At 46.2% G+C, this 24,143-nt stretch carries 22 protein-coding genes; 10 read left to right on the top strand and 12 right to left on the bottom strand.

Going from position 1 to position 24,143, the window contains the following annotated elements; all coding sequences use genetic code 11:
- Positions 1-4 precede the first annotated feature (4 nt).
- On the bottom strand, positions 5-649 hold the full coding sequence (locus NG796_RS21385) for a hypothetical protein (RefSeq protein WP_261209123.1): 645 nt from the start codon (positions 647-649) through the stop codon (positions 5-7).
- Positions 650-980: 331 nt separating this feature from the next.
- On the opposite strand from NG796_RS21385, the gene NG796_RS21380 reads away from it, so the two are divergent.
- A complete protein-coding gene (locus tag NG796_RS21380; protein ID WP_261209122.1) occupies positions 981-1,640 on the top strand; it encodes a ribonuclease H-like domain-containing protein in 660 nt (219 codons plus the stop codon).
- Between the two features lie 125 nt (positions 1,641-1,765).
- On the opposite strand, the gene glcD is transcribed toward NG796_RS21380, so the two are convergent.
- From glcD to miaA, 4 genes are all read right to left on the bottom strand, one after another.
- Positions 1,766-3,241, bottom strand: a complete 1,476-nt coding sequence (gene glcD / locus NG796_RS21375) for a glycolate oxidase subunit GlcD (protein ID WP_261209121.1) — start codon at positions 3,239-3,241, stop codon at positions 1,766-1,768.
- Positions 3,242-3,331: 90 nt separating this feature from the next.
- A complete protein-coding gene (locus NG796_RS21370; protein WP_261209120.1) occupies positions 3,332-4,057 on the bottom strand; it encodes a class I SAM-dependent methyltransferase in 726 nt (241 codons plus the stop codon).
- Between the two features lie 75 nt (positions 4,058-4,132).
- Positions 4,133-4,900, bottom strand: a complete 768-nt coding sequence (locus tag NG796_RS21365) for a GDSL-type esterase/lipase family protein (protein WP_261209119.1) — start codon at positions 4,898-4,900, stop codon at positions 4,133-4,135.
- 36 nt (positions 4,901-4,936) lie between these two features.
- Positions 4,937-5,881 (bottom strand): tRNA (adenosine(37)-N6)-dimethylallyltransferase MiaA, encoded by a 945-nt coding sequence (gene miaA / locus NG796_RS21360; protein ID WP_261209118.1) that lies wholly within the window; start codon positions 5,879-5,881, stop codon positions 4,937-4,939.
- 271 nt (positions 5,882-6,152) lie between these two features.
- Here miaA and gyrB point away from each other — a divergent pair, with 271 nt between their 5' ends.
- Entirely contained in the window at positions 6,153-8,093 is a 1,941-nt protein-coding gene (gene gyrB, locus NG796_RS21355; protein WP_261209116.1) for a DNA topoisomerase (ATP-hydrolyzing) subunit B, read from the top strand.
- Positions 8,094-8,264: 171 nt separating this feature from the next.
- The gene (cobJ, locus tag NG796_RS21350) at positions 8,265-10,163 is read left to right on the top strand and encodes a precorrin-3B C(17)-methyltransferase (RefSeq protein WP_317619339.1); all 1,899 of its coding nucleotides are present in this window, start codon (positions 8,265-8,267) and stop codon (positions 10,161-10,163) included.
- A 106-nt stretch (positions 10,164-10,269) separates the two neighbouring features.
- On the opposite strand, the gene NG796_RS21345 is transcribed toward cobJ, so the two are convergent.
- A complete protein-coding gene (locus NG796_RS21345; RefSeq protein WP_261209115.1) occupies positions 10,270-11,076 on the bottom strand; it encodes an Rpn family recombination-promoting nuclease/putative transposase in 807 nt (268 codons plus the stop codon).
- Positions 11,077-11,180: 104 nt separating this feature from the next.
- Entirely contained in the window at positions 11,181-11,759 is a 579-nt protein-coding gene (locus NG796_RS21340) for a Uma2 family endonuclease (protein WP_261209114.1), read from the bottom strand.
- Between the two features lie 401 nt (positions 11,760-12,160).
- Here NG796_RS21340 and NG796_RS21335 point away from each other — a divergent pair, with 401 nt between their 5' ends.
- The gene (locus tag NG796_RS21335) at positions 12,161-12,364 is read left to right on the top strand and encodes a hypothetical protein (protein ID WP_261209113.1); all 204 of its coding nucleotides are present in this window, start codon (positions 12,161-12,163) and stop codon (positions 12,362-12,364) included.
- 282 nt (positions 12,365-12,646) lie between these two features.
- On the opposite strand, the gene NG796_RS21330 is transcribed toward NG796_RS21335, so the two are convergent.
- Both NG796_RS21330 and glgP read right to left on the bottom strand, forming a co-directional pair.
- The gene (locus NG796_RS21330) at positions 12,647-13,480 is read right to left on the bottom strand and encodes a Tab2/Atab2 family RNA-binding protein (protein ID WP_261209111.1); all 834 of its coding nucleotides are present in this window, start codon (positions 13,478-13,480) and stop codon (positions 12,647-12,649) included.
- 104 nt (positions 13,481-13,584) lie between these two features.
- Positions 13,585-15,804: an alpha-glucan family phosphorylase gene (gene glgP, locus NG796_RS21325; RefSeq protein ID WP_261209110.1), complete on the bottom strand. Its 2,220-nt coding sequence runs from the start codon at positions 15,802-15,804 to the stop codon at positions 13,585-13,587.
- A 798-nt stretch (positions 15,805-16,602) separates the two neighbouring features.
- Here glgP and NG796_RS21320 point away from each other — a divergent pair.
- The 6 genes from NG796_RS21320 (at position 16,603) to NG796_RS21295 (ending at position 21,060) form a co-directional block, all read left to right on the top strand.
- Positions 16,603-17,880 carry a valine--pyruvate transaminase gene (locus tag NG796_RS21320; RefSeq protein WP_261209109.1) on the top strand — a complete coding sequence of 426 codons (1,278 nt, stop codon included), beginning with the start codon at positions 16,603-16,605 and terminating at the stop codon, positions 17,878-17,880.
- Positions 17,881-18,084: 204 nt separating this feature from the next.
- Positions 18,085-18,162: a hypothetical protein gene (locus NG796_RS26605; RefSeq protein WP_261209154.1), complete on the top strand. Its 78-nt coding sequence runs from the start codon at positions 18,085-18,087 to the stop codon at positions 18,160-18,162.
- Between the two features lie 181 nt (positions 18,163-18,343).
- A complete protein-coding gene (locus tag NG796_RS21310) occupies positions 18,344-18,940 on the top strand; it encodes a hypothetical protein (RefSeq protein ID WP_261209108.1) in 597 nt (198 codons plus the stop codon).
- A 58-nt stretch (positions 18,941-18,998) separates the two neighbouring features.
- Positions 18,999-19,244 carry a UPF0175 family protein gene (locus tag NG796_RS21305; RefSeq protein WP_261209107.1) on the top strand — a complete coding sequence of 82 codons (246 nt, stop codon included), beginning with the start codon at positions 18,999-19,001 and terminating at the stop codon, positions 19,242-19,244.
- The gene (locus NG796_RS21300) at positions 19,241-19,729 is read left to right on the top strand and encodes a DUF3368 domain-containing protein (protein WP_261209106.1); all 489 of its coding nucleotides are present in this window, start codon (positions 19,241-19,243) and stop codon (positions 19,727-19,729) included. Before NG796_RS21305 ends, NG796_RS21300 begins: the two co-directional genes overlap by 4 nt.
- A gap of 212 nt (positions 19,730-19,941) precedes the next feature.
- A complete protein-coding gene (locus tag NG796_RS21295) occupies positions 19,942-21,060 on the top strand; it encodes a fatty acid desaturase family protein (protein WP_261209105.1) in 1,119 nt (372 codons plus the stop codon).
- A 108-nt stretch (positions 21,061-21,168) separates the two neighbouring features.
- On the opposite strand, the gene NG796_RS21290 is transcribed toward NG796_RS21295, so the two are convergent.
- From NG796_RS21290 to NG796_RS21280, 3 genes are all read right to left on the bottom strand, one after another.
- Positions 21,169-21,504: a ribulose bisphosphate carboxylase small subunit gene (locus NG796_RS21290; RefSeq protein WP_261209104.1), complete on the bottom strand. Its 336-nt coding sequence runs from the start codon at positions 21,502-21,504 to the stop codon at positions 21,169-21,171.
- Between the two features lie 68 nt (positions 21,505-21,572).
- Entirely contained in the window at positions 21,573-21,962 is a 390-nt protein-coding gene (rcbX, locus tag NG796_RS21285; protein ID WP_261209103.1) for a RuBisCO chaperone RbcX, read from the bottom strand.
- A 255-nt stretch (positions 21,963-22,217) separates the two neighbouring features.
- Positions 22,218-23,648 (bottom strand): form I ribulose bisphosphate carboxylase large subunit, encoded by a 1,431-nt coding sequence (locus tag NG796_RS21280; protein ID WP_261209102.1) that lies wholly within the window; start codon positions 23,646-23,648, stop codon positions 22,218-22,220.
- Between the last annotated feature and the right edge of the window lie 495 nt (positions 23,649-24,143).

The following is a 24,143-nucleotide window of genomic DNA, read 5'->3' as shown; positions in this document are numbered from 1 at the left end:
GAATTTAGGCGGAAAGGGTGTGAAGTTCTTGTTCTAAATTACGGCGGGCGATCGCCTCTCGTTCCTCAAACATCTGGGGAGTAAAATACAGGCGATCGCGCTTTAATACCCTTTTTAAAAATTGCGTTCTCCCTCGGCGATAGTCGTCGTCAGAAAAGGCCACAAATTCTCGGCGAATGGCTTGAGTATAAAACTGATATTCTGAGGGTTCTTCCCCAAAAATTGCCCAATCTGCATCGAGAAAAATTTGAATATCTAATTCATCCCTTGCCGCTTCATGGTGTTTCGTTCTGAGAATCAGCGTTTGGGTGGCGGCAATCGTTGACGCGGGAATATTTAATGTTGTCAAGACTTCTGCGGCATAGTCTGCACTTTTCTCTTCATTATCCGAAGCAGTCGGGTCATAAATCACATCATGAAACCAAGTGGCTAAATAAATAGCGGCAAAATCCTGGGCTAGAGATTTCAGGGGGTCTAGGATTTCTATTATCAACTGAATATGTCCGAGGTTATGATAATATCGTTCCGGCTGACAATAGCTACTGACTAAATTAAATAAGACTTTTTTACCGAGTTTGCGATCGGCAGAAAACTGGTCTAACAAGGCATCCCAAGTTAATTTGAGGCCCACTCCATTTACATAGCTCATGAATCTCCGCGATCGCCTAAAATAATCAGGTCAACACATACAGTCTCCTCGGTTGTAGCCTGCTACTGCTCTCACTGTCAAACTTCACCCGAGTGATTTTCTCCAGGCATCCGGGGAGAGGGAGGACCGGCGTTGGATTTCCCAGGGGAAACCTAGACAATTACTTCGGATAACTCGGCAATCCAGCTTTTCTCCTGAATATCCCGGAGGGATTCTCAACTTTCCTAGGGCCTTGCTGCGATTAACCCCGGTCAGTTGCCATGAAAATCCCGATAGAATTGTATGATATAGTATATCTCTTATTAACTATCTTCTTGTATTGTAGGCTACTATGTGGAAAAAAGAACTCTGTCTGGAAACTCAGTTCATTAATAATTTTTATCAGGGTCCTCTTCATAACTTAGTCTTTATTGATTTAGAATTTTTTCCAGTTTATATCACTCCAAACAAAGTCCAACAAAGAATTTTTGGTTATACCATTACTCGCATTTTAGAATCTACCGATTCTCAATATATTAAAATTCAACTCATTGAAAACCATCGCGAAGAAAAATATTTAGTCAAAGAAATTATTACCGATTTAAAATTATTGCAAGACAAAATTTTCGTCGGTTTCAATATTATTAACAGTGATTTATATTGTTTAACAAAGCGCATTAGGTCTCTGAAACTCAAGCCAGACATCAGTCCGCTAACTATTTTAGATTTATATGACCCCAAACAATCTCGATACCGGGGGGGATTAAATGGATTATTTGAATATCTGGATATCAACATTGATAAACAAATTAATGGGCTTTACATTCGCCGTAATGCCAAGCGAGTCCTATCTCAAAAAGAAAATTCCAGTGAAATTATTAATAGAATTTACGAATACTGTTTAGAAGATGCGAAGAATTATTTTTATATTGTCTCTAATTGGAAACAAAAATTTTCCCCTTTAGACCCGAATACTTTTCTCCAGTATGAGTTTAAAGTCAAGCGTTACTAAGCCCTGTTGAATTCTGGCAAAATACTGGTTTGATCCCCCCAACCCCCCTTGAAAAGGGGGGCTTGTTAGAAAATTTAACCTGTTGCTGAGAGGTTGTAAATAGATTAATTCATCAGAATTGAGCCTTAAAAAGCCTCTATTCCCTCAAATTTTTGAGTCTGTAGGGCATTGGCTGCTTCTCCACAGGTCCGGGGGGTGGGAAAGAGTTTATCTGGATTTGCCAATCCTTTGGGATTAAACACACTACGCACCCATTGCATGGTTTCTAAATCAATTTCATTAAACATTTCACTCATGTAGCATTTTTTATCAGCACCAATCCCATGTTCTCCCGTGAGACTTCCCCCAACTTTTACACAGAGTTTGAGAATTTCTCCCCCGAGTTCTTCCACTTGTTCTAATGCCCCAGGGATAGAATTATCATACAAAACTAACGGATGAAGATTGCCATCTCCAGCATGAAAGACATTCGCCACGCGATAGCCATATTTTTGGCTGAGTCCCTCGATTTCTTTCAACACATAAGGCAATTGAGTCCGGGGAATGACTCCATCTTGCACATAATAATCTGGGCTTAAATGTCCCGCTGCGGCAAAAGCAGCTTTCCGCCCTTTCCATAATTTTAGCCGCGTTTCCAAGTCACTGGCGGAAGTAATGTTTCTCGCCCCATTCTGCTTGCAAAGTTCAGAAATTCTCTGTTTATTTTTATCTACTTCCACCTGCAATCCATCAATTTCAACGAGTAAAATAGCCGTGGCATCGCGGGGATAGCATCCGGTGGCAACAACATCTTCTACGGCATTAATGCTGAGGTTATCCATCATTTCCATCCCAGCGGGAATAATGCCTGCGCTGGTAATGGCAGAAACTGCCGCCCCAGCATCTTCAACGCTGGTAAAATCAGCTAAGAGGACGCAAATAGCTTCCGGGGTTTTGAGAATGCGAAGGGTAATTTCTGTCGCGATTCCTAATGTGCCTTCGGACCCAACAAATAAGCCGGTTAAATCATAACCGGGCATTTCCGTAAGTTCTCCTCCTACATCCACAATGGAACCATCCGGCAGGACTAATTTTAAGCCTAAAACATGATTGGTGGTAACGCCATATTTGAGGCAGTGAACACCCCCTGAATTTTCAGCAACATTGCCACCAATAGAACAGATAATTTGACTAGACGGGTCGGGGGCATAATAAAATCCCGCCCCGCTAACGGTTTGGGTAACCCAGTTATTAATTACCCCGGGTTGGACGACAACCCGCTGATTTTCTAGGTCAACTTTGAGGATTTTTCGCATTAACGAAGTGACAATTAACACCGAGTTTTCAATGGGTAATGCACCGCCAGAAAGTCCGGTTCCTGCACCTCGGGGTAACCAGGGAATGTTATGGCGATCGCAAACTTTAATGGCTTCAGAAACCTGTTCCGTGGTTCGGGGTAATACGACTAATGCGGGACGTTGGCGGTAGCTGGTTAATCCATCACATTCGTATGTAAGGAGTTCTTCTTTTCGTCGGACTACTCCATCTTTTCCAACCACTCGTTCAAATTCTTTAATAATCGCTTTCCAGTCGCGTTCTTGTTGCGTCTTTTGGGCCAACATGGTACTATAGTTCCTACTGAGGGTTTATCAAGATGGGAGATTAAATGAGTATCGGATTTAGGATAATTTTTGGGCAAAACTGCCTGCAATTTATGATCCGACGGCTTGCCGATCGCGATTCTGTTCGGAAGCAGCAGAATAACGATTATTCGAGGAACTTGTCCACCTCAGCACTTGAATTCCATTCCCAAACGTTGCTTCCCCAACGACGCTAGAGAGTTCGGCGATCGCTTGACATTCGGGATGGGCGGCAATAAAATCTTTTTGTGCTTGTTGGACGGTTTTCCAGTGACCATTATTAACAATCACTAAAGCGCGATCGGCTAAAAAGTTTTTCATGAACAGTAACCCAATCAGTTGCGATCGATAGTCATAAGCACAATCATAAAAATAGACCCCAACTTTAGGCGTCGGTTGGCGATCGCGCAGATCCAAGAGAAACCTTTCAAAGTCTTCATTATAAAACTCCACCCGATCCAACACCTGAAATTGAGTTAAATTCTCAATCAAGGTTTCATAACTCTCGCTACTTTCATCCCATTCCGAGAAATTATCTACCCCATAAGCATGGCGATCTCCTTGATCTAGCAATGCGCCAATTAAACTCGACCCTTGATAAGTGCCAATTTCACAATAAATTTCCCCGGGTTCCAGGCAAGACACCGCCAAATTGATTAACTGCATCAAATTCGCCGTTGTTGTCCCTTGGACGCGATCGAGAACCTCTTGGAACTTGTCAGAACAGGGTTTGACTGAATCCTCACCCCAATTTTCATACTGCTTAGGAAGCATTTCAATAAATTTAAGATAATCCATCAATTCACCTCGGGTAATGTTGTGGGTTGTGCATCATGGGTCATTAGGGGTGGGTTATGGGTTGGGGAATCGGTTTTATCCTTTATCCAATCCCTTACCGTCGCGTTTCACATAATTTTCGATCGCCGCTTTCCAAATCAAGTAGGCCGTCCCATTCAAATGTAACCCATCTAGGGTATAGCGTTCATCGAGTTGTTGATTTTCATCCACCAGTTTAGAATGTAAATCAATATAGGAATAAGAATAATTTTTGCTTAACCGTTGTAGTTGAGTATTCAGATTTCTAATCATCTCATTGCTAGGGCCTTTTTCAAATAGGGTGTTGTTGACGGGTAAAACACTTTTGATATAAACTTCAGTTTGCGGAGATTGTTGTTGAATCGTGGCTAAAATCTGTTGATAATTGAATAAAATTCCTGAAAAATCCTTTTTGCGGGCTAAATCATTAATGCCAATCATCAGAAAAATTTGACGCGGTTGAGAGGCGAGAATAGGCTTTAACCGTTCCAAGACCCCATCGGTTGTATCCCCCATAATGCCGCGATTCACAATTTGGGGATGATTTAAAATCTCGTTCCATTCACAAGAATCCGTTAAACTATCCCCGAGAAAAATAATGGGACTGCTGATTTCAGTAGTAATCCCTTCAAACAAACTTTGACGATGTTGATAGTAAATATCCACCCAAGGTTGAGTAGACGTTTTAGCAGGAGTTGTCTGGAGTTGTCTTAAAATGTAAGGAATTCCTCCTTTTTTAGCAATGAAGATAACGGCTATAAGCAACCCGATGATGTTTAAAGTTACTGATAAAATACACTTTGTTTCTAACTGATTAGATTTCATAATCTTAACTTAAATTCGATTGACATAGATAGGAGGTTATACTCGTGATGAAGTAGTGGAGACCGAGGGGACTTTCGGCGGTTCTAAAAACTTCTGGATTCGATTCCAGACCCGTTCTAGCAAATCGGGCTGATCTGCAGCAAACCATTCAATCTGGCGATCGCCTCGGAACCAAGTCCGCTGGCGTTTAGCAAATTGTCGGGTATGTAAGGCCGTTAATTCTTTAGCCTCTTCTAGGGAAATTTTTCCGGCCAAATATTGCTTAATTTCAGCATATCCGAGGGTATGAAGTAGGGGTAAATTTGTTCCATATTTGTCACAAATTGATTCCACCTCCGCCACAAAACCCGCCTCAAACATTTCCTGGGTACGAATTAAAATTCGCCGATCGCCCTCTTGGACCTCCGTACAATCTAAACCAATTTGTAAAATAGGATAACTAGGGAGATTTTCTCCTTGTTGTTGAGAAATGGGGCAGCCTGTGACGTAAAATACTTCTAATGCCCGTAAAGTTCTAACCGAATCATGGGCATGAATGCGGGTGGTACTCTCAGGGTCCACCTGTTGCAGCATGGCATAACATTGACCTTGACCCAACGCCGCCAACTGCGATCGCAACTCGGAATTAGGGGCCACCCGGGGAATTTTCAACCCCTTAACCACTGCCTTCAGATATAAACCCGTCCCTCCCACCAACAAAGGGACCTGATTCCTTTGATGAACCTCAGCGATCGCCTGATTTGCCCGGTCCTGATAATCCGCCACGGTCAAATTCTCTGTCGGATCACAGATATCTAGGAGATAATGAGGGACCAACCGGCGATCGGCAGCAGTGGGTTTAGCGGTCCCAATATCGAACTCGCGATACACCTGACGAGAATCCGCACTCAAAATGGGCGACCCCAGACGCTGGGCTAAATCCAATGCCAGACTGGATTTCCCCGTTGCCGTCGCCCCACAAATCACAATTAATCCAGGCATGATCCTCATTTCTCCTTCCTCATCCCCCCATCTCCCCAATCTCCCCCATCCTCCCCATCTCCCCAATCTTCCCCATCCTCCCCATCTCCCCAATCTTCCCCATCTCCCCTAACCTCCCTATCTCCCCCAACCTCCCCTCCATCCCCCCAAAAAATTTCTCTTCTAATTGGGCTATCATCGCGAACAACCGTTTAATGTTATAATTTTGACAGTTTTTGGTATTCTGACACTTTGTGGGCTGCAAAAGCCCTATTAATGGAGCTATCGTGGTATGACCAGCAACTACAGCGCTGACCAAATACAAGTTCTTGAAGGACTCGAAGCAGTACGCAAGCGACCGGGGATGTACATCGGGACCACCGGGCCCCGAGGACTCCACCATCTAGTTTACGAGGTTGTGGACAACTCGATCGATGAGGCGCTTGCTGGACACTGTACCCATATTGAAATTGAGTTCAATCCAGATGGCTCTTGTACCGTAACCGATGACGGTCGAGGCATTCCTACGGACATCCATTCTAAAACAGGAAGGTCGGCCCTGGAAACCGTGATGACCGTCCTCCACGCTGGAGGTAAATTTGGAGGGGGCGGGTATAAAGTCTCCGGAGGATTACACGGGGTGGGGATCTCCGTGGTTAACGCCTTGTCGGAATGGGTGGAAGTCACAGTTTGGCGGGAGAAAAAAGTCCATACCCAACGGTATGAACGGGGTGCAGCAATTGGCGAATTAGAAGCTAAACCGATTAAAGAAAATCGCACGGGAACCTCCGTTTGCTTTAAACCAGACCTGCAAATTTTCAGTACCGGCATTGAATTTGATTACAGCACTGTAGCGGGACGATTGCGCGAACTGGCCTACCTCAATGCTGGGGTTAAAATTACCTTTTCGGATAATCGCATCGAACTGCTTAAAAATAATGAGCCACGAGTTGAAACTTATTGCTATGAAGGTGGAATTCGGGAATATGTAGAATACATGAACCGGGACAAACAGCCTCTTCATGAAGAAATTATTTACGTTGAAGGCGAACGGAATAATGTTCATGTTGAAGTTTCGTTGCAATGGTGCATCGATGCTTACACCGATAATGTCCTGGGGTTTGCAAATAACATCCGCACCATTGATGGCGGTACTCACCTAGAAGGATTGAAAGCCGTTTTAACGCGGACCATGAATGCGATCGCCCGCAAACGGAATAAACTCAAAGAAGGGGATTCCAATCTCGGCGGTGAGCACATTCGGGAAGGGTTAACTGCGGTGATTTCCGTGAAAGTGCCCGACCCGGAATTTGAAGGACAAACCAAGACCAAATTAGGCAATACCGAAGTCCGGGGAATTGTCGATTCTTTAGTGGGTGAAGTGCTCACGGAGTATTTAGAATTTCGACCCAGTGTGGCGGATTCCATTTTAGAACGGGCCATTCAAGCCTATAATGCCGCAGAAGCCGCCCGCCGCGCCAGGGAATTGGTCCGACGCAAATCAGTCTTAGAATCCTCTCCCCTGCCTGGAAAACTGGCGGATTGTAGTACCAAAGACCCGAGTGAAAGTGAAATCTACATTGTAGAAGGAGATAGTGCGGGAGGCAGTGCCAAACAAGGACGCGATCGCCGCTTCCAAGCAATCCTCCCCTTGCGCGGTAAAATCCTCAACATCGAAAAAACCGATGATGCCAAGATTTACAAAAATACCGAAATCCAAGCCTTAATTGCCGCCCTCGGTTTAGGGATTAAAGGGGAAGAATTTGATTCCTCACAATTGCGCTACCATCGAATCATCATTATGACTGACGCGGACGTCGATGGGGCCCACATCCGCACACTGCTTCTCACGTTTTTCTATCGTTATCAACGGGAAATGGTGGATCAAGGGTATGTTTACATTGCTTGTCCGCCGTTATATAAAGTGGAACGGGGTCGGAATCATTTCTACTGTTACAGCGATCGCGAACTGCAAACCCTGATCCGCAATGAATTCCCCGCGAATGCAAACTACACGATTCAGCGGTTCAAAGGGTTGGGTGAAATGATGCCAACTCAACTCTGGGAAACCACGATGAATCCAGAAAGTCGCACCTTGAAGCGGGTGGAAATTGAAGATGCGGCAGAAGCCGATCGCGTGTTTACGGTGTTAATGGGCGATCGGGTTGCACCCCGTCGTGAGTTCATCGAAACCTACGGTCCTCAACTCAAACTGATGGATCTGGATATTTAAGGGTTCTGGGTTTGAGGTCCTGAGTCAAAGGTAGACTATTTTACCGGAATGAACTCAGGACGGAGGTCATTTTAGGGAGGATATCCGATAGGATAGGGGCACTATATTAACTGCCCCGCCTATAACGGATAAATAGAATAGACTGGCGCGTTTAATATCAGGAATTGTTCGTTGAAATTGTCACTGTTTGAGGATTATCAGCCGATCGCCGCGATCGCCGTTACCCCATCGGGGGTCAAACGATTACTATCTTTGTGTGATGCCACCGATGCGACCCTATGGATACCTGCATCCTGTCAAGACGCGATTGATGGGACGACTCACCCCAGAGTGCAGGTTTATACGGGCTCATTGACGGACCATCTCGCTCAGATTTGGCCGGATTGTCGCGCTTTTATCTTTTGTTTAGCAACCGGCGCAGTTGTCCGGGCGATCGCACCCTTGTTACAGCACAAATCCATCGATCCAGCAGTGGTTGTGGTGGATGAAGCGGGGAAATTTACCATTAGTTTATGTAGTGGACATCAAGGGGGTGCTGACAGACTGACTCAGGCAGTCGCCTCTCACATCGGTGCCACCCCGGTTCTCACTGGCGCATCCTCTGCGTTGCAATTGCCGGGAATTGATGTGCTAGGCGTCCCCTTTGGCTGGACAAGAGGGGAGGGTAATTGGACCGCTGTCAGTGCGGCGATCGCCCGTCAGGAACCCGTAGAAGTCATCCAGGAAGTCGGTTGTACCCTCTGGCAAGAGAATTTACCCGAAAATCATCCCTTTGTCCTAGAATCGCCGGATGATTCCAAACCCCCCAAGGCAAGAGTCTGGATTAGTGCTACCCAGCGCCAATTTGCACCGAATTCAGAATTTCCCAAGGTGCAATGGCATCCGCGAGTTTTGTGGGTGGGAGTCGGTTGCGAACGAGGAACCTCGCGGCGGGTGGTGGAAAGTGCGATCGCCCAAGTTTGTCAGTCCCATCATTTCGCACAAGCCGCGATCGCCGGAATTGCCACCATTGATATTAAAGCCGATGAAGTGGGATTATTGGAGTTGTGCGAGGCACGTCAGTGGCCGTTAAAAACCTTTTCCTCAGAGGTTTTGAAGTCGGTTTCGGTTCCCACCCCGTCAACGGTGGTGGAACAGGAAGTGGGGACTCCCAGCGTGGCAGAAGCAGCGGCGATCGTTGCTGCACAAGAGTTGACTTCCCCAGGTGAGACGTTTAATTCGCTTCTCGTGTCTAAGCAAATTTTTCGCCTAGAGGGGGAACCCGGTGCTGTGACGGTGGCGATCGCCCAATCGGAGAGAGAATATACCGGACGTGAGGGAAAACTCTGGTTAGTGGGAACGGGTCCGGGTGCGTTAAACCAGATGACCCCGGCAGCACAAACCGCCATTACCACCGCCGATCTGGTGATTGGTTATACCCTCTATATTGATTTAATTAAACCTCTCTTGCGTCCGGGTCAACTGGTGCAATCGTTGCCGATTACCCAGGAAAGACAACGCGCAGAACTCGCGATCGGGTTTGCACAGTGGGGATTAACCGTTGCCGTGATTTCCTCGGGAGATGCGGGAATTTACGGCATGGCGGGATTAGTTTTAGAACAACTCCGGGATGGGGGTTGGGATGGCAAAACCCCAGGGGTGCAAGTTTTCCCCGGAATTACCGCCTTACAAGCGGCTGCCTCTCGGGTGGGAACGCCTTTAATGCATGATTTTTGTGCGATTAGCCTGAGTGATTTGCTCACCCCTTGGACGATGATAGAAAAGCGGTTAGAAGCAGCCGCAGCCGCCGATTTTGTGGTGGCGCTTTATAATCCGCGATCGCGTACTCGAACCGAACAGATTGCGATCGCACAGGCAATTTTTCTCAAACACCGAAAACCTGAGACTCCCGTCGCGATCGTGCGATCGGCGTATCGAGAAGACGAACAAATCACCCTCACCACCCTGGAAAAACTCCTAGAAAACCCCATCGATATGCTCAGTACCATTCTGATTGGCAATCAAAGCACCAGTCTCTATGAAAATTGGATGATTACCCCCAGAGGGTATCTCGGATTCGAGACTCGCTAAACCCATTAAAGCCAGAAACCCGGTTTCTTTACCAACTTTTTGCAAATCAGCCATTCATTAAAGTAAGAAACCGGGTTTCTGTTCCTACAGCTTGTAATCCTAAAACCTAGGTTTCTTGAATTCCTTGACGCACTTGTTCGACAGTTAAACCCAAAATTTGGGCGGTTTGCTCTACTGTAAATCCCTGAGACAGCAACTGCGGCACTACTTCAAGTTTACCTTCAAGTTTGCCTTCGAGCTTAATATCTTGATACAGCTTGGATTGCTTAAATTCATTCACGCCTACCATTTCTTGGACCTCCTCGCGGCTTAACTTAGAAAACTTGTACAATACGACCGTCTCTATCAAGTCTACAACTTCTGCTCGTTCCGCGTCATCGGTCATATTCTGCCTTGCCTGAACCACAAGCTGTCTGGCTTGTTCCGCAGCAGAAGCGTCGCGCTTCTCAATGATTAACTGGACAATCCGCATTCCTAACGAGGTTTTAGGGACCGCTTCTAACTCGTCAAGATAGATGCGCTGAACTTGAGGGGAATTCAGCAGGGCTTGATAGGGGGCCAGTTCCTTCGGTTCATAACTGCGTCGGCCAAAAATGACTACTAATCGCCAGTTTTGAGCAGGATTATTTTGATGGAGGTATAGAAAGAGTTCCGCAAACAAACGGGCATAAAATTTTTTGTCGCTGTAAAATTGCACCTCCACCAAATTCAGCGGCATTTCTGGAAACTCAGCTTTGGGGATAAACAACCCATCAATGCGAAATGCAGTTTGTTTGAGTTCCACGGACGAGAAGTCATAAGCTTCTGCTTCGGAGGCGGGACGACCAATTAGTTCAAAGAAGCAACTGGGTTGTTGTTTAAACAGGCGGTAAAATATCGGGTCTGTTTCCATCTCAGAAGGAGTAGATTGCACTCCCGGGTGATCTCTTAGTTTTGGGCTATTTTATCATGTTTGCAGTTGAAAAAAACATATTTGCATCAGATTAATAAAAGTTTATAATAACAGTTTTCTGAAAATTAAGAATCTAGTTTTCCAGCATCTAAAACTTGGTCAACGGTTAAGATTAATTCGGGGAAAACTTGAGAGACTATGGACTGACTTGCGGTTAATACTGTTTCTTCATAAAATCCTTCTTCTAGGCGTAAGACGGATAGTTTATTTAGGATGGGGTCTACAATCCAATATTCGACGATTTCGGCGGCTGCATATTCCGATCGCTTATATCGATAGTCCCGGTTGACCGATTCAGGACTGACCACTTCTACTACTAATAACGGCGGCGTCTGGAAAACAGCAGACTTATCCAACAAGTCTAGGGCTTGTTCTTGTGAGACTACACAGATATCGGTTACCCGCGATTTCTGGACTCCGGTTCTGACCCCGGCTTCTTTAAAACATAGCCACGGTAAATTTTTTCGATTAATTTCTGCTTTTAAGCTATCCCGAATAAAATCAGCAATCAGCAAATGTCTGATAGTCGGTGGATTCATAAGTTCTAATCTCCCCTGGACTAATTCATATCGGTTATCGGTTCCATCATCATACTGGAGATAGTCTTCAAAACTGCATAATTTATCGCCGACTAGAGTATTCATGGCAATGGTTTAGATGGGATTGATGGATGCTATTATAGCGCATTAAATGACCCACTCACAGGTGGTTCAGGGGTATGACGGGTCCGGAGGGAGGAACTAGGGAGGGAGAAATCTAATCTAGGAATTATCTGATTAATTGATATGAAGTATAAGCGATCGCCCTTAAGCAACTTCTGGCTCTTCTGGGGAGGCAGTTGCCCACCAGCATAGGTCCCTCAGTTCGAGTAACCTTGGACTCTCCCGGAATGATGACTATTTTTTGAATTTTGTCAATGATACCGATCGCGAATTGGCTGCCCATTTTTCACAGGGTTCCTATGTTCGCGATCGCTTCTTAAATTCACTGAATCTTTAAAAATATAACTTAAGTGTTGTGCAATGGGTCTAAATTGGGTGCAATCATGCTAGGTCAAACAACTTTACCTAAACTTTCAGTGGATCAAATTGTAGAAAGAATCTTTGCTCTACGGCAAATCACCCGCGTTGATCAACAACTGTTGATGACAACGCTACTCTCGAAAAATGCCTTGAATGACCGGGAACACACCCAAATTAGTCGCGTTTTTGATGCGGTCCAACGCGGTTTAATTCGGGTAGTTGAGTAACGTTCATCGGGTGATTGTAGAGGAAAAAGGCTTGCTATAAGACGGTTACAGCAGTTTTTATTCGATCTTGAACTCTCATGACCACAGAACATTTAAGAGCAATATCTTTTAGGCTACGCAGCTTGGTTCATTTTCCCCTGAATACACTCTTTTCAATCCTATTACCGGGACTTATGAATGTCTATTACTAACAAGCAACCTGCTGGAGTAATTCATCCAGCAGGCGCTATCAATTTAAAGGGTTAAATGAAATTTAATCATCCCATTTGTAGCAATCCCGTTTTAAGTATTTTGCAATAACCAAAATCCGCTATAGGTCATCCCTGAATCGTCGGGCTGGATCAGCAAAAAATGTACTCCCTGAGTTGCTTGTTTGCGCTGTTGAAAGGTTTGACCGGCCTGGGCAACTTCTGTATCTTCAAATGTAGCAATAATCCAACGGTCTACTAATCCCGCTTCCAAAATTAATCCGTTGGGAGGTCCGGGATTATAATCGATCGCCACGGGGGATGCTTCCTGCAACCATTGGGCAATTTTCAGGGATTGCCGTCCGCCATCGAGGACTACTCCCGGAATCACCGCAGTAGAAGGGAGTCCCAAGGCGACTGGGGTCAAGTCTTCCGGGATATGACGAATCCGGATTGCTCTTTCAGCAAACACTTCCATTAAATAAGCGGCACTCACGGAAGCAAACCGCCAGCGATCGCCCCATAATGCTTCCGGCAGGGGTCCCGGTGGCGGGCGATCGCGGACTAAGGGTTCATAAGGTTCATGAGTATAATTAGGCTGAGTTTTATACTCCTGTGCCTTTTCCACCAACCATGATTTTAAAGCGGGAGTGCGTCGAGAAGCTTCTACCTTCACCCCCAGTTTTTCCCCTGCTGCTACCATCAAACTCAGGGACTGGGGACGAAACACCGCGATCTCCTCCGGTAATCTCCCTTCTCCTGCGATTTGTAGTTGTTCCGCTAACCAAGTCGAGTTTGCCTCTCGTTGGGAACAGTAACGACTCCATTGAAAATTTCCGGTTACATCACAGAGGCACAACTCCCATAACGGTTCCCCTGCGGCATTTTGTAAAGGACGACGGTAAAAATCTGCTTGCCAAATGACCACAATTACAATCCAAATTTATCAGTACCAACAGCAACACCCGGCGGGAGATTAATCTCTCGCCGGGTTGTCGCGGTGAGGGTTAAAACCCCCGCCGGTTGTCGCGATTACACCAAAACGCTGGCGAGAATCGGTTCTAAATCAAGCTGAATCCCAGGTGCATAAACCTTCGCTACATAATCCGCCACCATGCGATCGGTGTTGAATAACGGTGCATTGGTTTTAATCGAACCCTTCATCATTTTAATCCAGCCGTGAGAGAGGCCAGTTTTGGGGTCAATGTCGTAATACAGGGGAACGATTTCCTCTTCTAATAACCGATACAGGGATTCTGCATCGATTTTATCCTGCATTTCTTGGTCGCTGGTATGAGCATCTTCGCCGATCGCCCAACCATTCATCCCTTTCCCATCAGGACCCGTTTGATAGCCTTCGCACCACCATCCATCTAACACGCTGCAATTGATCCCGCCATTAAAGCAGACCTTTTGACCGCTTGTTCCCGATGCTTCTAGGGGACGACGGGGGGTATTGAGCCACACATCCACACCCTGAACCAACTTGCGTCCGGTGTACATATCGTAATCCGGTAGCACAATCACGCGGTTTTGCAATAGGGAATGTTGTTGACTCCATTCATAAATCCGTTGCAGAATCCGTTTACCTTGTTCATCTGCTGGGTGTGCTTTCCCGGCAAATACGATTTGTACCGGGCGTTCGGGGTTGCTGAACAGACGCAGCGATCGCTCTAAATCATGCATCAACAGATACCCACGCTTGTAGGTACTGAAGCGGCGCGCAAACCCAATTGTTAGCACATTTGGGTCTAAAATGCGATCGGCTGCATCGACCCACTGGGGATTTTCCCCCCGTTGTTGCCTTGCTCGTTTAATTTTAGTGCGAGTGTGAGCAATTAACCGCTCTTTTAGCAGTTGATGACGCCACCAGAGTTCCTCATCGGGAATGTCATCTACCTTGGCCCACATTTGCGGATCTGCGATGCGATTGGACCAATCCTCTCCGAGATATTGAGCATAAAGGTCACTGAGGAGAGGCGCGGTCCAAGTGCGCTGATGTACCCCATTGGTGATATGACCGATCGGGACTTCTTCCATCGGGCGATCGGGATACATAATATGCCACATCTTCCGAGAGACTTCCCCATGTAAGGCAGAAACTCCGTTGGCAGTCCGGCACATCCGCAAGGCGAGTACGGTCATGCCAAACGGTTCCCAAGGGTCTCCTAAACGCCTTGCACCAACAGCCATGAACTGTTCCTGAGTCAGTCCTAGAGTAGGCCAATAGTGCGAGAAGTAAGACTCGATTAAGTCTCCGGAAAATACATCGTGACCCGCAGGAACTGGGGTGTGAGTCGTGAAGACACAACGTTCGCGCACCGACTGTTCTACATCATAGAAACTCTTGCCGGTACGCTTCATTTCCATGCGGGCAACTTCTAGGGTGCAGAAAGCGGCGTGTCCTTCATTGAGATGGCAAATTGCAGGGTTAATTCCCAGGGCCTCTAATGCTCTGACTCCACCAATGCCAAGAACAACTTCCTGGGCGATCCGGGTGTCTTGATTGCCGCCGTAGAGATGTCCCGTTAACCAGCGATCGAGGGGGTCGTTATCATGGCGATCGGTATCGAGTAAATAGAGGGAAACTCGTCCGACTTGTGCCCGCCAAATTTGGATTTTGACTACCCGACTGCGGATTTCTAATTCCACCGTAATCGGTTTACCCTCGGCATTGGTGATTAACTCCAACGGCATCTGCTCGAAGATATTATCTACATAGTAATCTTCTTGCCAGCCGTGACCGTTAATGCGTTGGCGGAAATATCCTTGCCGATACATTAACCCAATTCCAATTAAGGGGACACCTAAATCTGAGGCGGATTTGAGGTGATCCCCAGCTAACATTCCCAAACCACCGGAGTAGATGGGAAGGGATTCATGAATGCCAAATTCGGCGCAGAAGTACACGACGGGGCGATCGCTGGTAATCTGAGGGGCCACTCGACTCGCCCAGGTATCCTCGATCGCCATGTAGCGGTGAAATTGTTCTGAAACCGCTTTCACCCGCTTCATGTAATCGGGGTCATTCGCCAACTGACTGAGGCGTTCTAGGGAAACAAATTGCAGCAAGGCAACAGGATTATGGTTCCACTGCTGCCATGCCTCGGGATCGATGTTGCGAAACAGAGAAATTCGTTCAGTGGTCCAACACCACCAATAGTTATAAGCAATTTCTGCTAAGGGTTTCAGGGGAAGAGGTAATTTCTCCCGCAACTGTTGGCTGGCTTTCGTGTAATTTTTAATCACCATACTTTATGACACCATGCTTTCGAGACGTTTTCGGTTGTCGGACATTATGACAGAAGGGCGATACCCCGAAGACTCTGGATGGACCGAGCGCTGCAAAGAGTATCCTGGGGCTGCTCCTTTGGCAACATTAGGATGAATTATAAATGTATTACCTCTAGGCGGTAAATAGGTGTTTTATTACACAATTTTAAGTTTTGCTTCAGATTGTCTTTGAACTACCCCTAGGGGCGATCGCCTCTTGACGGGTCTCTAGTAGCGTCCCTTGTACCTAATGTAGGAATCCGCCTATCTCCTACTGGGTAAGGCTTGCACCCGCTTCAATACGGGATTAAACCTAAAAAATTTCCATCGTTCTAGGGGTTGAGTTCCAGGCAGTTCCTTGAACAATTTCGGTTCGTCAGAGTCGGTTCGTCAGGGTTATTAATTGTGAGCAATTCTTGACGTCCAGTTTCTACAGGGGCGATCGCGGGGGTGGGGCGGCTGATCCCCCTCTGAGGGACCTCACCCTGTTGCAGATTAAGAATTACCCCTCCTCAAAAGGGCTAGGTCCCACCAAAGGGATCTGGAAATGAGATTTTTTGCAAAATTCTAAACAGCCAATTGCCGTTTTTAAGGACGGTTGGGGGGATCAATCCTGACTCTAAAAAGCCCCCCTTTTTAAGGGGGGTTGGGGGGATCAATCGTTTTTTTTGCAACAAGTCTATGATGAAGACTCGCTAAAAGCCGCGATCGCAACACCAAAAATCAGCTAAAATCGGTAAAAATCACGGCAAACTTATCGTTAATAGTAGAAGTCCTATGAATCCCGCTCTGACTAAATTTGGTGAACAGATGTCCCAGCTTACTGGAGTGCGGGCCATCATGAAAGATATTAGTGAAACCTTACGCGCTGGTGCAGATCGGGATTTAATTAATATGAGTGCTGGCAACCCGGTCATTTTGCCCGAGGTTGAACAGTTGTGGCGCGATTGTACCGCAGATTTACTCTCCTCCTCGGAGTATGGGGAAGTCGTCTGTCGGTACGGAGAATCCCAAGGGTATCAGCCGTTTATTGATGTCATCAAAGCCGATTTTAACAAGCGCTATGGATTAAACCTGAGCGATCGCAATATTCTGATTACTCCTGGGAGTCAATGTCTCTACTTTTTTGCTGCCAATACCTTGGGGGGATATACCACCAGTGGACAACTCAAACAAATTGTCTTACCCCTAAGCCCCGATTATACCGGGTATGGGGGAGTCAGCTTAGTGCCAGAATCTTTAATTGCGTATAAACCCACCTTAGATTTAGATGCAGCGGCACATCGGTTTAAATATCGTCCCGATTTCAGCCAATTAGAGATTAATGAAAATGCCGGTTGTGTGATTTTTTCTCGTCCCTGTAATCCCACGGGGAATGTGCTAACCGAGGACGAAGTGAAGAAAATTGCCGCAATGGCAGCGCCTTATGATGTACCAGTATTTGTCGATTCCGCCTATGCACCGCCATATCCCGCGTTAAATTTCACCGATATGACGCCGATTTTTGGCGGAAATATTATTCATTGTATGAGTTTGTCCAAGGCGGGATTACCGGGAGAACGGATTGGGATTGCGATCGGGGATGAACGCACCATTCAGATTTTGCAATCCTTCCAAACCAATTTGTGTATTCACTCCTCGCGCTATGGACAGGCGATCGCAGCAAGGGCGATTGCATCAGGCGCATTAGGCGAAATTGCCGAAACCGTCATTCGTCCTTACTATCAGCAAAAATTCACCGTCCTAGAAACCACCCTCGATCGCGCCATGCCGAAAGACCTCCCCTGGTTCTTGCATCGCGGTGAAGGCGCAATTTTTGCCTGGATGTGGTTCCAAGATTTACCGATGACGGATTGGGAACTCTATCAAGAATTGAAAAAAGTCGGAGTCATAGCTGTTCCTGGCAGCAGTTTCTTCCCCGGTTTACGCGAAGATTGGAAACACAAACATGAATGTATTCGCCTGAGTTTAACCGCCAGTGATGAAGCCATAGAAATGGGCATGAAACGTTTAGCAAAAGTGGTTGAAAAAGTCTTTCAAGGCGTCATTGCCTAACTCAATTCAATCCCCTAGGCAAAGATTCAGAAACCCGGTTTCTGAATCTTTGCCACCCCACCTAAATTGACAGCGTTTTAAATGCTAGAAATCCACAAAAGTTATGTCATCGACGAAAACCAGAAAGCGATCGCCGTTCAAACTTTGATCGCAGAGTTTGAGAAAATTGAGGAAATTCTCTAAAATTACGGCTTGGCAAAATTGATGGAAGAAGTGAAAGATGAAAAACCTCTTTCCACAGAGGAAGCACTGAAATACTATGAATCTCTAAAATGCGAATAATGTGGAACGTTGAATACAGCAAACGATAATTGATGAAATTCCCACGGTGCGATCGCCCATTTCATACTTTCCCTTCTCCCCACTCCCTGCAACTATGAAAATCTCATCAGTTCTGATTAGTTTAGGATTAGCATTGTTACTGGTTCTGACTGCGCCTGCTCTACCTTGGGGACCAACCCCAATGCCAGGTAATTATCTGGCGATCGCCTCTCCCATTCCTTCCCCCTGTGCAAACGTCACCACCATTCACAATGACACTTTGGAAATTCACTACAGTCCCGATTGTTTAGAGCAAAAACTCCATCTGAGTGGGTTACTCCAGCGGTTAGAACCCATAATCGCTGAAAAAACTCGCAACAAAATTACCGTCAGCAATATCAAATATGCCTTAATTCCCGAAGGGATTCATCTCCAGGGGGATGTCCTCGTTAATCTCAAAGCAATCCCGGGAAGCATTCCGGTTTCAGTGTCCCAAGATTTATCCCTGAGTATCAAAGATGGATATCTTTATGTTAAAGCGGGGGAGACGGATTTAGAAAGCTCGAAATTAGTGATCAAGTCTAAGCAAGGGATGATTACTCAAAAATTAGACCAAGAATTAGCTAGATTTAACGGAAAAAGATTAGATGAGTTTTTGGCAATCAACCAACTCAATACCCTGGCAGAACCGATTGGAATTGGTCCAAATGCGGTGGATTTTGTGATTCAATCCATTGAAAATAAACTGAACCTCAGTCTGGATGAAACAGGTTTAACTCTGGGGGTTCGGTTTCGATGAATCCGGGGGGATGGGTAAAGTTTGCTATAATTGACCTATCGAGTTATCAAAATATCCCATGAGTCTAGTCATCTCTAAGGAACTGGTAGAAGCCAGCGGTTTGTCTGAACCCGAGTTATTATTAGAAATTGTCATGATGCTGTTTCAGCAAAACAAAATTAGCCTCGGCAAAGCAGCGCACCTTGCCGGACTGCACCCGATCGCGTTTCAGCGGGAGATGGCAACCCGGGGAATTTGTATTCATTATGAAATAGAAGATTTTGAACAAGATTTAGAGTCTTTGCGAGAACGAGGTTGGCAATGATAATTGTCAGCAATACTTCCCCTTTAAGTAATTTAGCGGCAATCGGTCATTTGAATCTGTTATCACAAATTTATCCAAAAATTGTTATTCCCCCAGCCGTTGCGAATGAACTGACTAATGCACCTCCAGAAGATGCAGCAATCCGAGCGGTGCCCAACTTGGATTGGATTGAAATTCAACCCGTTACCCATAGGAGCCAACTGGAAACTCTCCTGCAAAAAAAACTCGATCTAGGGGAAGCAGAAGCGATCGCTCTTGCTCGGGAGCTAAATGCAGATCGACTGCTGATAGATGAACAACTGGGTAGACGAGAAGCCAGCAATTTGGGAATAGAGATTACAGGGATACTCGGCATTCTAGTTGCCGCTAAAACCAGATTGCTGATTCCTGCGGTTCAACCCATTATGGACGCGCTCATCGCTCAGGCTGGGTTTCGGATAAGTGCAGCATTATACATCCGAATTTTACAAGCGGCTGATGAATGATTACTGATACTCCCTGTGCCAATTTTACGGATATCATTCTGATGTTTAGTCGTCCCTACAGAGTTGGGTTAGGCCAAGCATTATAGCAGAAAATATAAAAATATCAAAATATTTTTGAGAGTAGAAAAAATAGTTAAAAATCTGAGCAATTTTATTTTTTACGCTATACTTACCCTATTCTGTTACCGTGTTTAGGGACGACTTATTCTCCAATGAATTCACAACAATTGATGAGCCGTACTGAGGAAGAATTAATGATTCCTCATGCGGAGTATGCGAAGAAATTGCGTCCCCTCCTGCCATTAGAGGCATTTGAACTGGATCCCAGTAAGTTAGGGATTTTATCGATTAATTTGGTGATAATGATCCTCGGTTGGGCGATCGCCTCCACATTAGATCGTTGGCCTGTCTTCTTATTATGGCTTTACCTCCCGATCGCTCTGATTATGGGCAATAGCATTGTTGTCCTCCTGTTTAGTTCTCATTACCTGATGCATGGCAGTGTCATCAAAAATAAGCGAGTGATGCACCTGATGGGGTTTCTCGGATTCGCTCTAGGGTGGATGCCACCGACAATGTGGAAAGCCGTACATAATCGGGAGCATCATAATAAAACAAATTCGATGAACGATCCAGATCGCAATTACTTGAAGGACCAGCCTAACACTTGGGGCAAATGGTTTCAAAACTTATTTGTGCCTTCTGCTGAGGTCAATCCATTTTGGTTCTTTGTGGGAATGATCAATGCTTGGGGATTCCATAATTTTAGAAACATCACCTCCGTGCTGTTTTTTAATACCAAATCCGTAGACTATGTTCCGGCAGCGTTTACCATTACGCCGAAAGAACGACGGGCGATCGCATGGGAATTAATGGCGATCGCAGCCATTCATCTCACTATCTTGTTCTCCCTGCACTTCGACCCCATCAAACTCCTTCTGAGTTACTTTCTCCCCATCGCCATTGGCTATGCCGGTGCAATGTTTTATATTTATACCAATCACATGGTCTCGCCGATGAGTAGCATTAACGACCCTACGTTCAATAGCTTATCCATCCGAGTTCCTAAATTCTTCGATTGGTTGCACTTGAACTTTTCTTACCACACCGAACATCATATTTTCCCTAACATCAACTCAGACTACTATCCCCTAGTCCGAGAATTGCTAGAACTGCATTATCCCGGTCGGTTGAAGTTAATCGATGCTACCGAAGCTTGGCGTTTATTGCTACAAACTCCTCGTCATTACAAAGATGAAAATACCTTTACCGATTGGTCTGGAGAAAAATCGGTGCCTTGTCCGGTGATTCCGAATTCAGCTAAAAACTAACAATCAACCAAAAACAACCGACACTTTTTAGGGTGTCGGTTGTTTCTTCAGCCTAGGTTAGGGTTTAAACCCCGCCCGGTGCTGCTATGTGAGAATTACATCCCAAACTTAGAAGCGGCTGGTGTTGGGTTTGTGGATAATGAAGCTGAGCACTTGGCACTGCTTGATGTTGTCAAATCCCACAACGCGGATGAAGCAGCTAGGATATTCACTCCGGCAGCCTTGGACTTCAGCCATCACTTCTTGGACAGAACGGGCGTTGAACAAAGGCAGCTTCCACATGGTCCAGTAGTAAGCCGTGGGGTCAGAGACTTCATTGAACTCAATGGCAGGAATGTAGCCTTGGTCAATGATGTACTGAATCTGCTTGGCAATCTGTGCATCAGACAGAGGGGGCAGATAGGAAAGGGTTTCGTAACGACGCTCTTTTGGCAGAGTTTTCATAATTCTTTGTCTCTTTGCTGCGGGATCTACAAGGATTGGCGGTTTAGGCCAGAAATAAATCACCACCGTCAACCGGATCCGGGTTCCGTTTCCGTCTCTGGGGCTGACTCAGGTAAGGGTAATCCCGTTACTGTTCTTTCCAGATACTGCTTCCGGTGGTCGATGTTGGCTTGCATGATGCCAGTCAGAACCATTTCAGGCAAGAACTCTGTAACTTCCTCGGCGATATGTTCGCGCACGGTCATGATCCGAATTGCCAAGTCTGGCTTTTCGTGAAGTAACGTTTCGATATACGTTTCTCCATTTTGGATATTGGCCGTGGCGGAAAAGTTTTGCAACCAATAGGCCAAGGGAGGATTAGTTTCGTTCAGTTGACTGACTACAATTCTCATGGCTTGGTAGGTCAAATAGCTGCTCATGACTTTGGCAGTATCTTTAGCAATTTGTTTTAAATCCATATTGTTGGCAAGGTTTGATATCGGCGGTTATTTATGTCTACCATCCGCGATCGCAGCGGGTGGTTGCACCTTTCTTTGGGTACAAACCATAACCCGGATCTCCTTTATCAAACAGCGTAGGGGAATACTTTCCTCCTACTGTTGCCGGATTTTGCCGTGATACTGCGCTGAAGTTAGAGCGCTTGTCTGACTGGAGAAAGGTTAACCGTTTTCCAGTTCAGGTTAACGGTTAACTTTTCTACTAAGGATCCGTCATCAGACGGTATCCATCGCCTCGAACTCAAATTTGATTTCTTTCCAGAGGTCAAGAGCGACAGCCAACTCAGGAGACCAGCGTCCAGCTTCACGAAGGATATCATTTCCTTCACGAGCCAGGTTACGGCCTTCGTTACGAGCTTGGATACAGGCTTCCAAAGCAACACGGTTGGCGGTTGCACCGGGAGCATTACCCCAGGGGTGACCCAAGGTCCCACCACCAAACTGCAGCACGGAGTCGTCACCGAAGATTTCCACGAGTGCGGGCATATGCCATACGTGGATACCACCGGAAGCAACAGCCATCACCCCAGGCATAGATGCCCAGTCTTGGGTGAAGTAAATCCCACGAGATTTATCTTGTTCGATATAGTTTTCGCGGAGCAGATCGACGAAGCCCATCGTGATACCGCGTTCGCCTTCGAGTTTACCCACAACGGTTCCGGTGTGGATGTGGTCACCACCGGACATCCGCAAGCACTTGGCAAGCAGACGGAAGTGGATACCATGATTTTTCTGACGGTCGATAACGGCGTGCATAGCACGGTGGATGTGCAACAGGATTCCGTTATCGCGGCACCAGTGAGCCAAGGTGGTGTTGGCGGTGAACCCTGCGGTTAAGAAGTCATGCATGATGATGGGCATTTTGAGTTCTTTGGCGAACTCAGCCCGTTTCAGCATTTCTTCGCAGGTGGGGGCGGTTACGTTGAGGTAGTGGCCCTTGATTTCGCCAGTTTCTGCCTGAGCTTTATGGATAGCGTCAGCAACGAACAAGAAGCGATCGCGCCACCGTTGGAACGGCTGGGAGTTGATGTTTTCGTCGTCTTTGGTGAAGTCCAAACCACCGCGCAAGCATTCATATACTGCACGACCGTAGTTCTTCGCAGATAAACCGAGTTTCGGTTTGATCGTGCAACCCAGCATGGGACGACCATATTTGTTGAGTTTGTCGCGCTCAACTTGGATGCCGTGGGGAGGACCTTGGAAGGTCTTCAGGTAGGCAACGGGAATCCGCATATCTTCCAAGCGGAGTGCGCGCAGGGCTTTGAAACCAAACACGTTCCCCACGATGGAGGTCAGCATATTGGTGACGGAGCCTTCTTCAAACAAGTCGAGGGGGTAGGCAACGTAAGCGATGTACTGGTTCTCTTCGTTGGGTACCGCTTCGATGTCGTAGCAACGGCCTTTGTACCGATCCAAGTCGGTCAAAAGGTCGGTCCAGACAGTGGTCCAGGTTCCGGTAGAAGATTCAGCAGCTACGGCAGCTCCTGCTTCTTCGGGGGGAACTCCAGGCTGAGGGGTCATCCGGAATGCCGCCAAGACATCGGTATCTTTGGGAGTGTAGTCCGGCGTGTAGTAAGTCAGTCTATAATCTTTAACGCCAGCTTGGTAGCCGGTTTTTGCTTGAGTCTGGGTTGAACTGTAAGACATAATCCCCCTTCCTAGGAATCATCGGAATCATCGAAAATCGTTGCAGTTGTTCTGGTTTTTAGTTTTCCTGACAAGCTATTCACTTATCTGGGTACTATTGCTTACCGATCCCGTATCGGGGATCGATGAAGCTAAATCAGTCGGCTGCTTCGTTTTGCTGCATAACAATAGTATCAGGAAAACAATAAGTTAAACATCATTGTTCTTTTATTCGTCGATAATATTTCTTTATTTTTCGTTATAAATATTTATTTTTTGTTATAATATAAAATTGCAATTCGCTGATATAATAAAACGCTCAGTTTTCGGAGGATTAGCAGAATTTCGCGGTGGGGAGCAGGAGGAACGATACAATTGATCGCAGTTGAGAAGGCGATGGGTTCTGCTTCCTGAGCCGCATACAGGGGGGACGAACGTTTCAGAATGCGATCGCAACCCTAGCCTTGAGACCCTTTAATCCTGATCCCCTTTGTTGAGCGATCGCCCTTGGGGGTG

Source organism: Laspinema sp. D2d, from assembly GCF_025370755.1.
Taxonomy (GTDB): Bacteria; Cyanobacteriota; Cyanobacteriia; order Cyanobacteriales; family Laspinemataceae; genus Laspinema.
The sequence above is the reverse complement of the archived record's forward strand: the minus strand, read 5'-3'. Positions and strand labels throughout refer to the sequence as shown.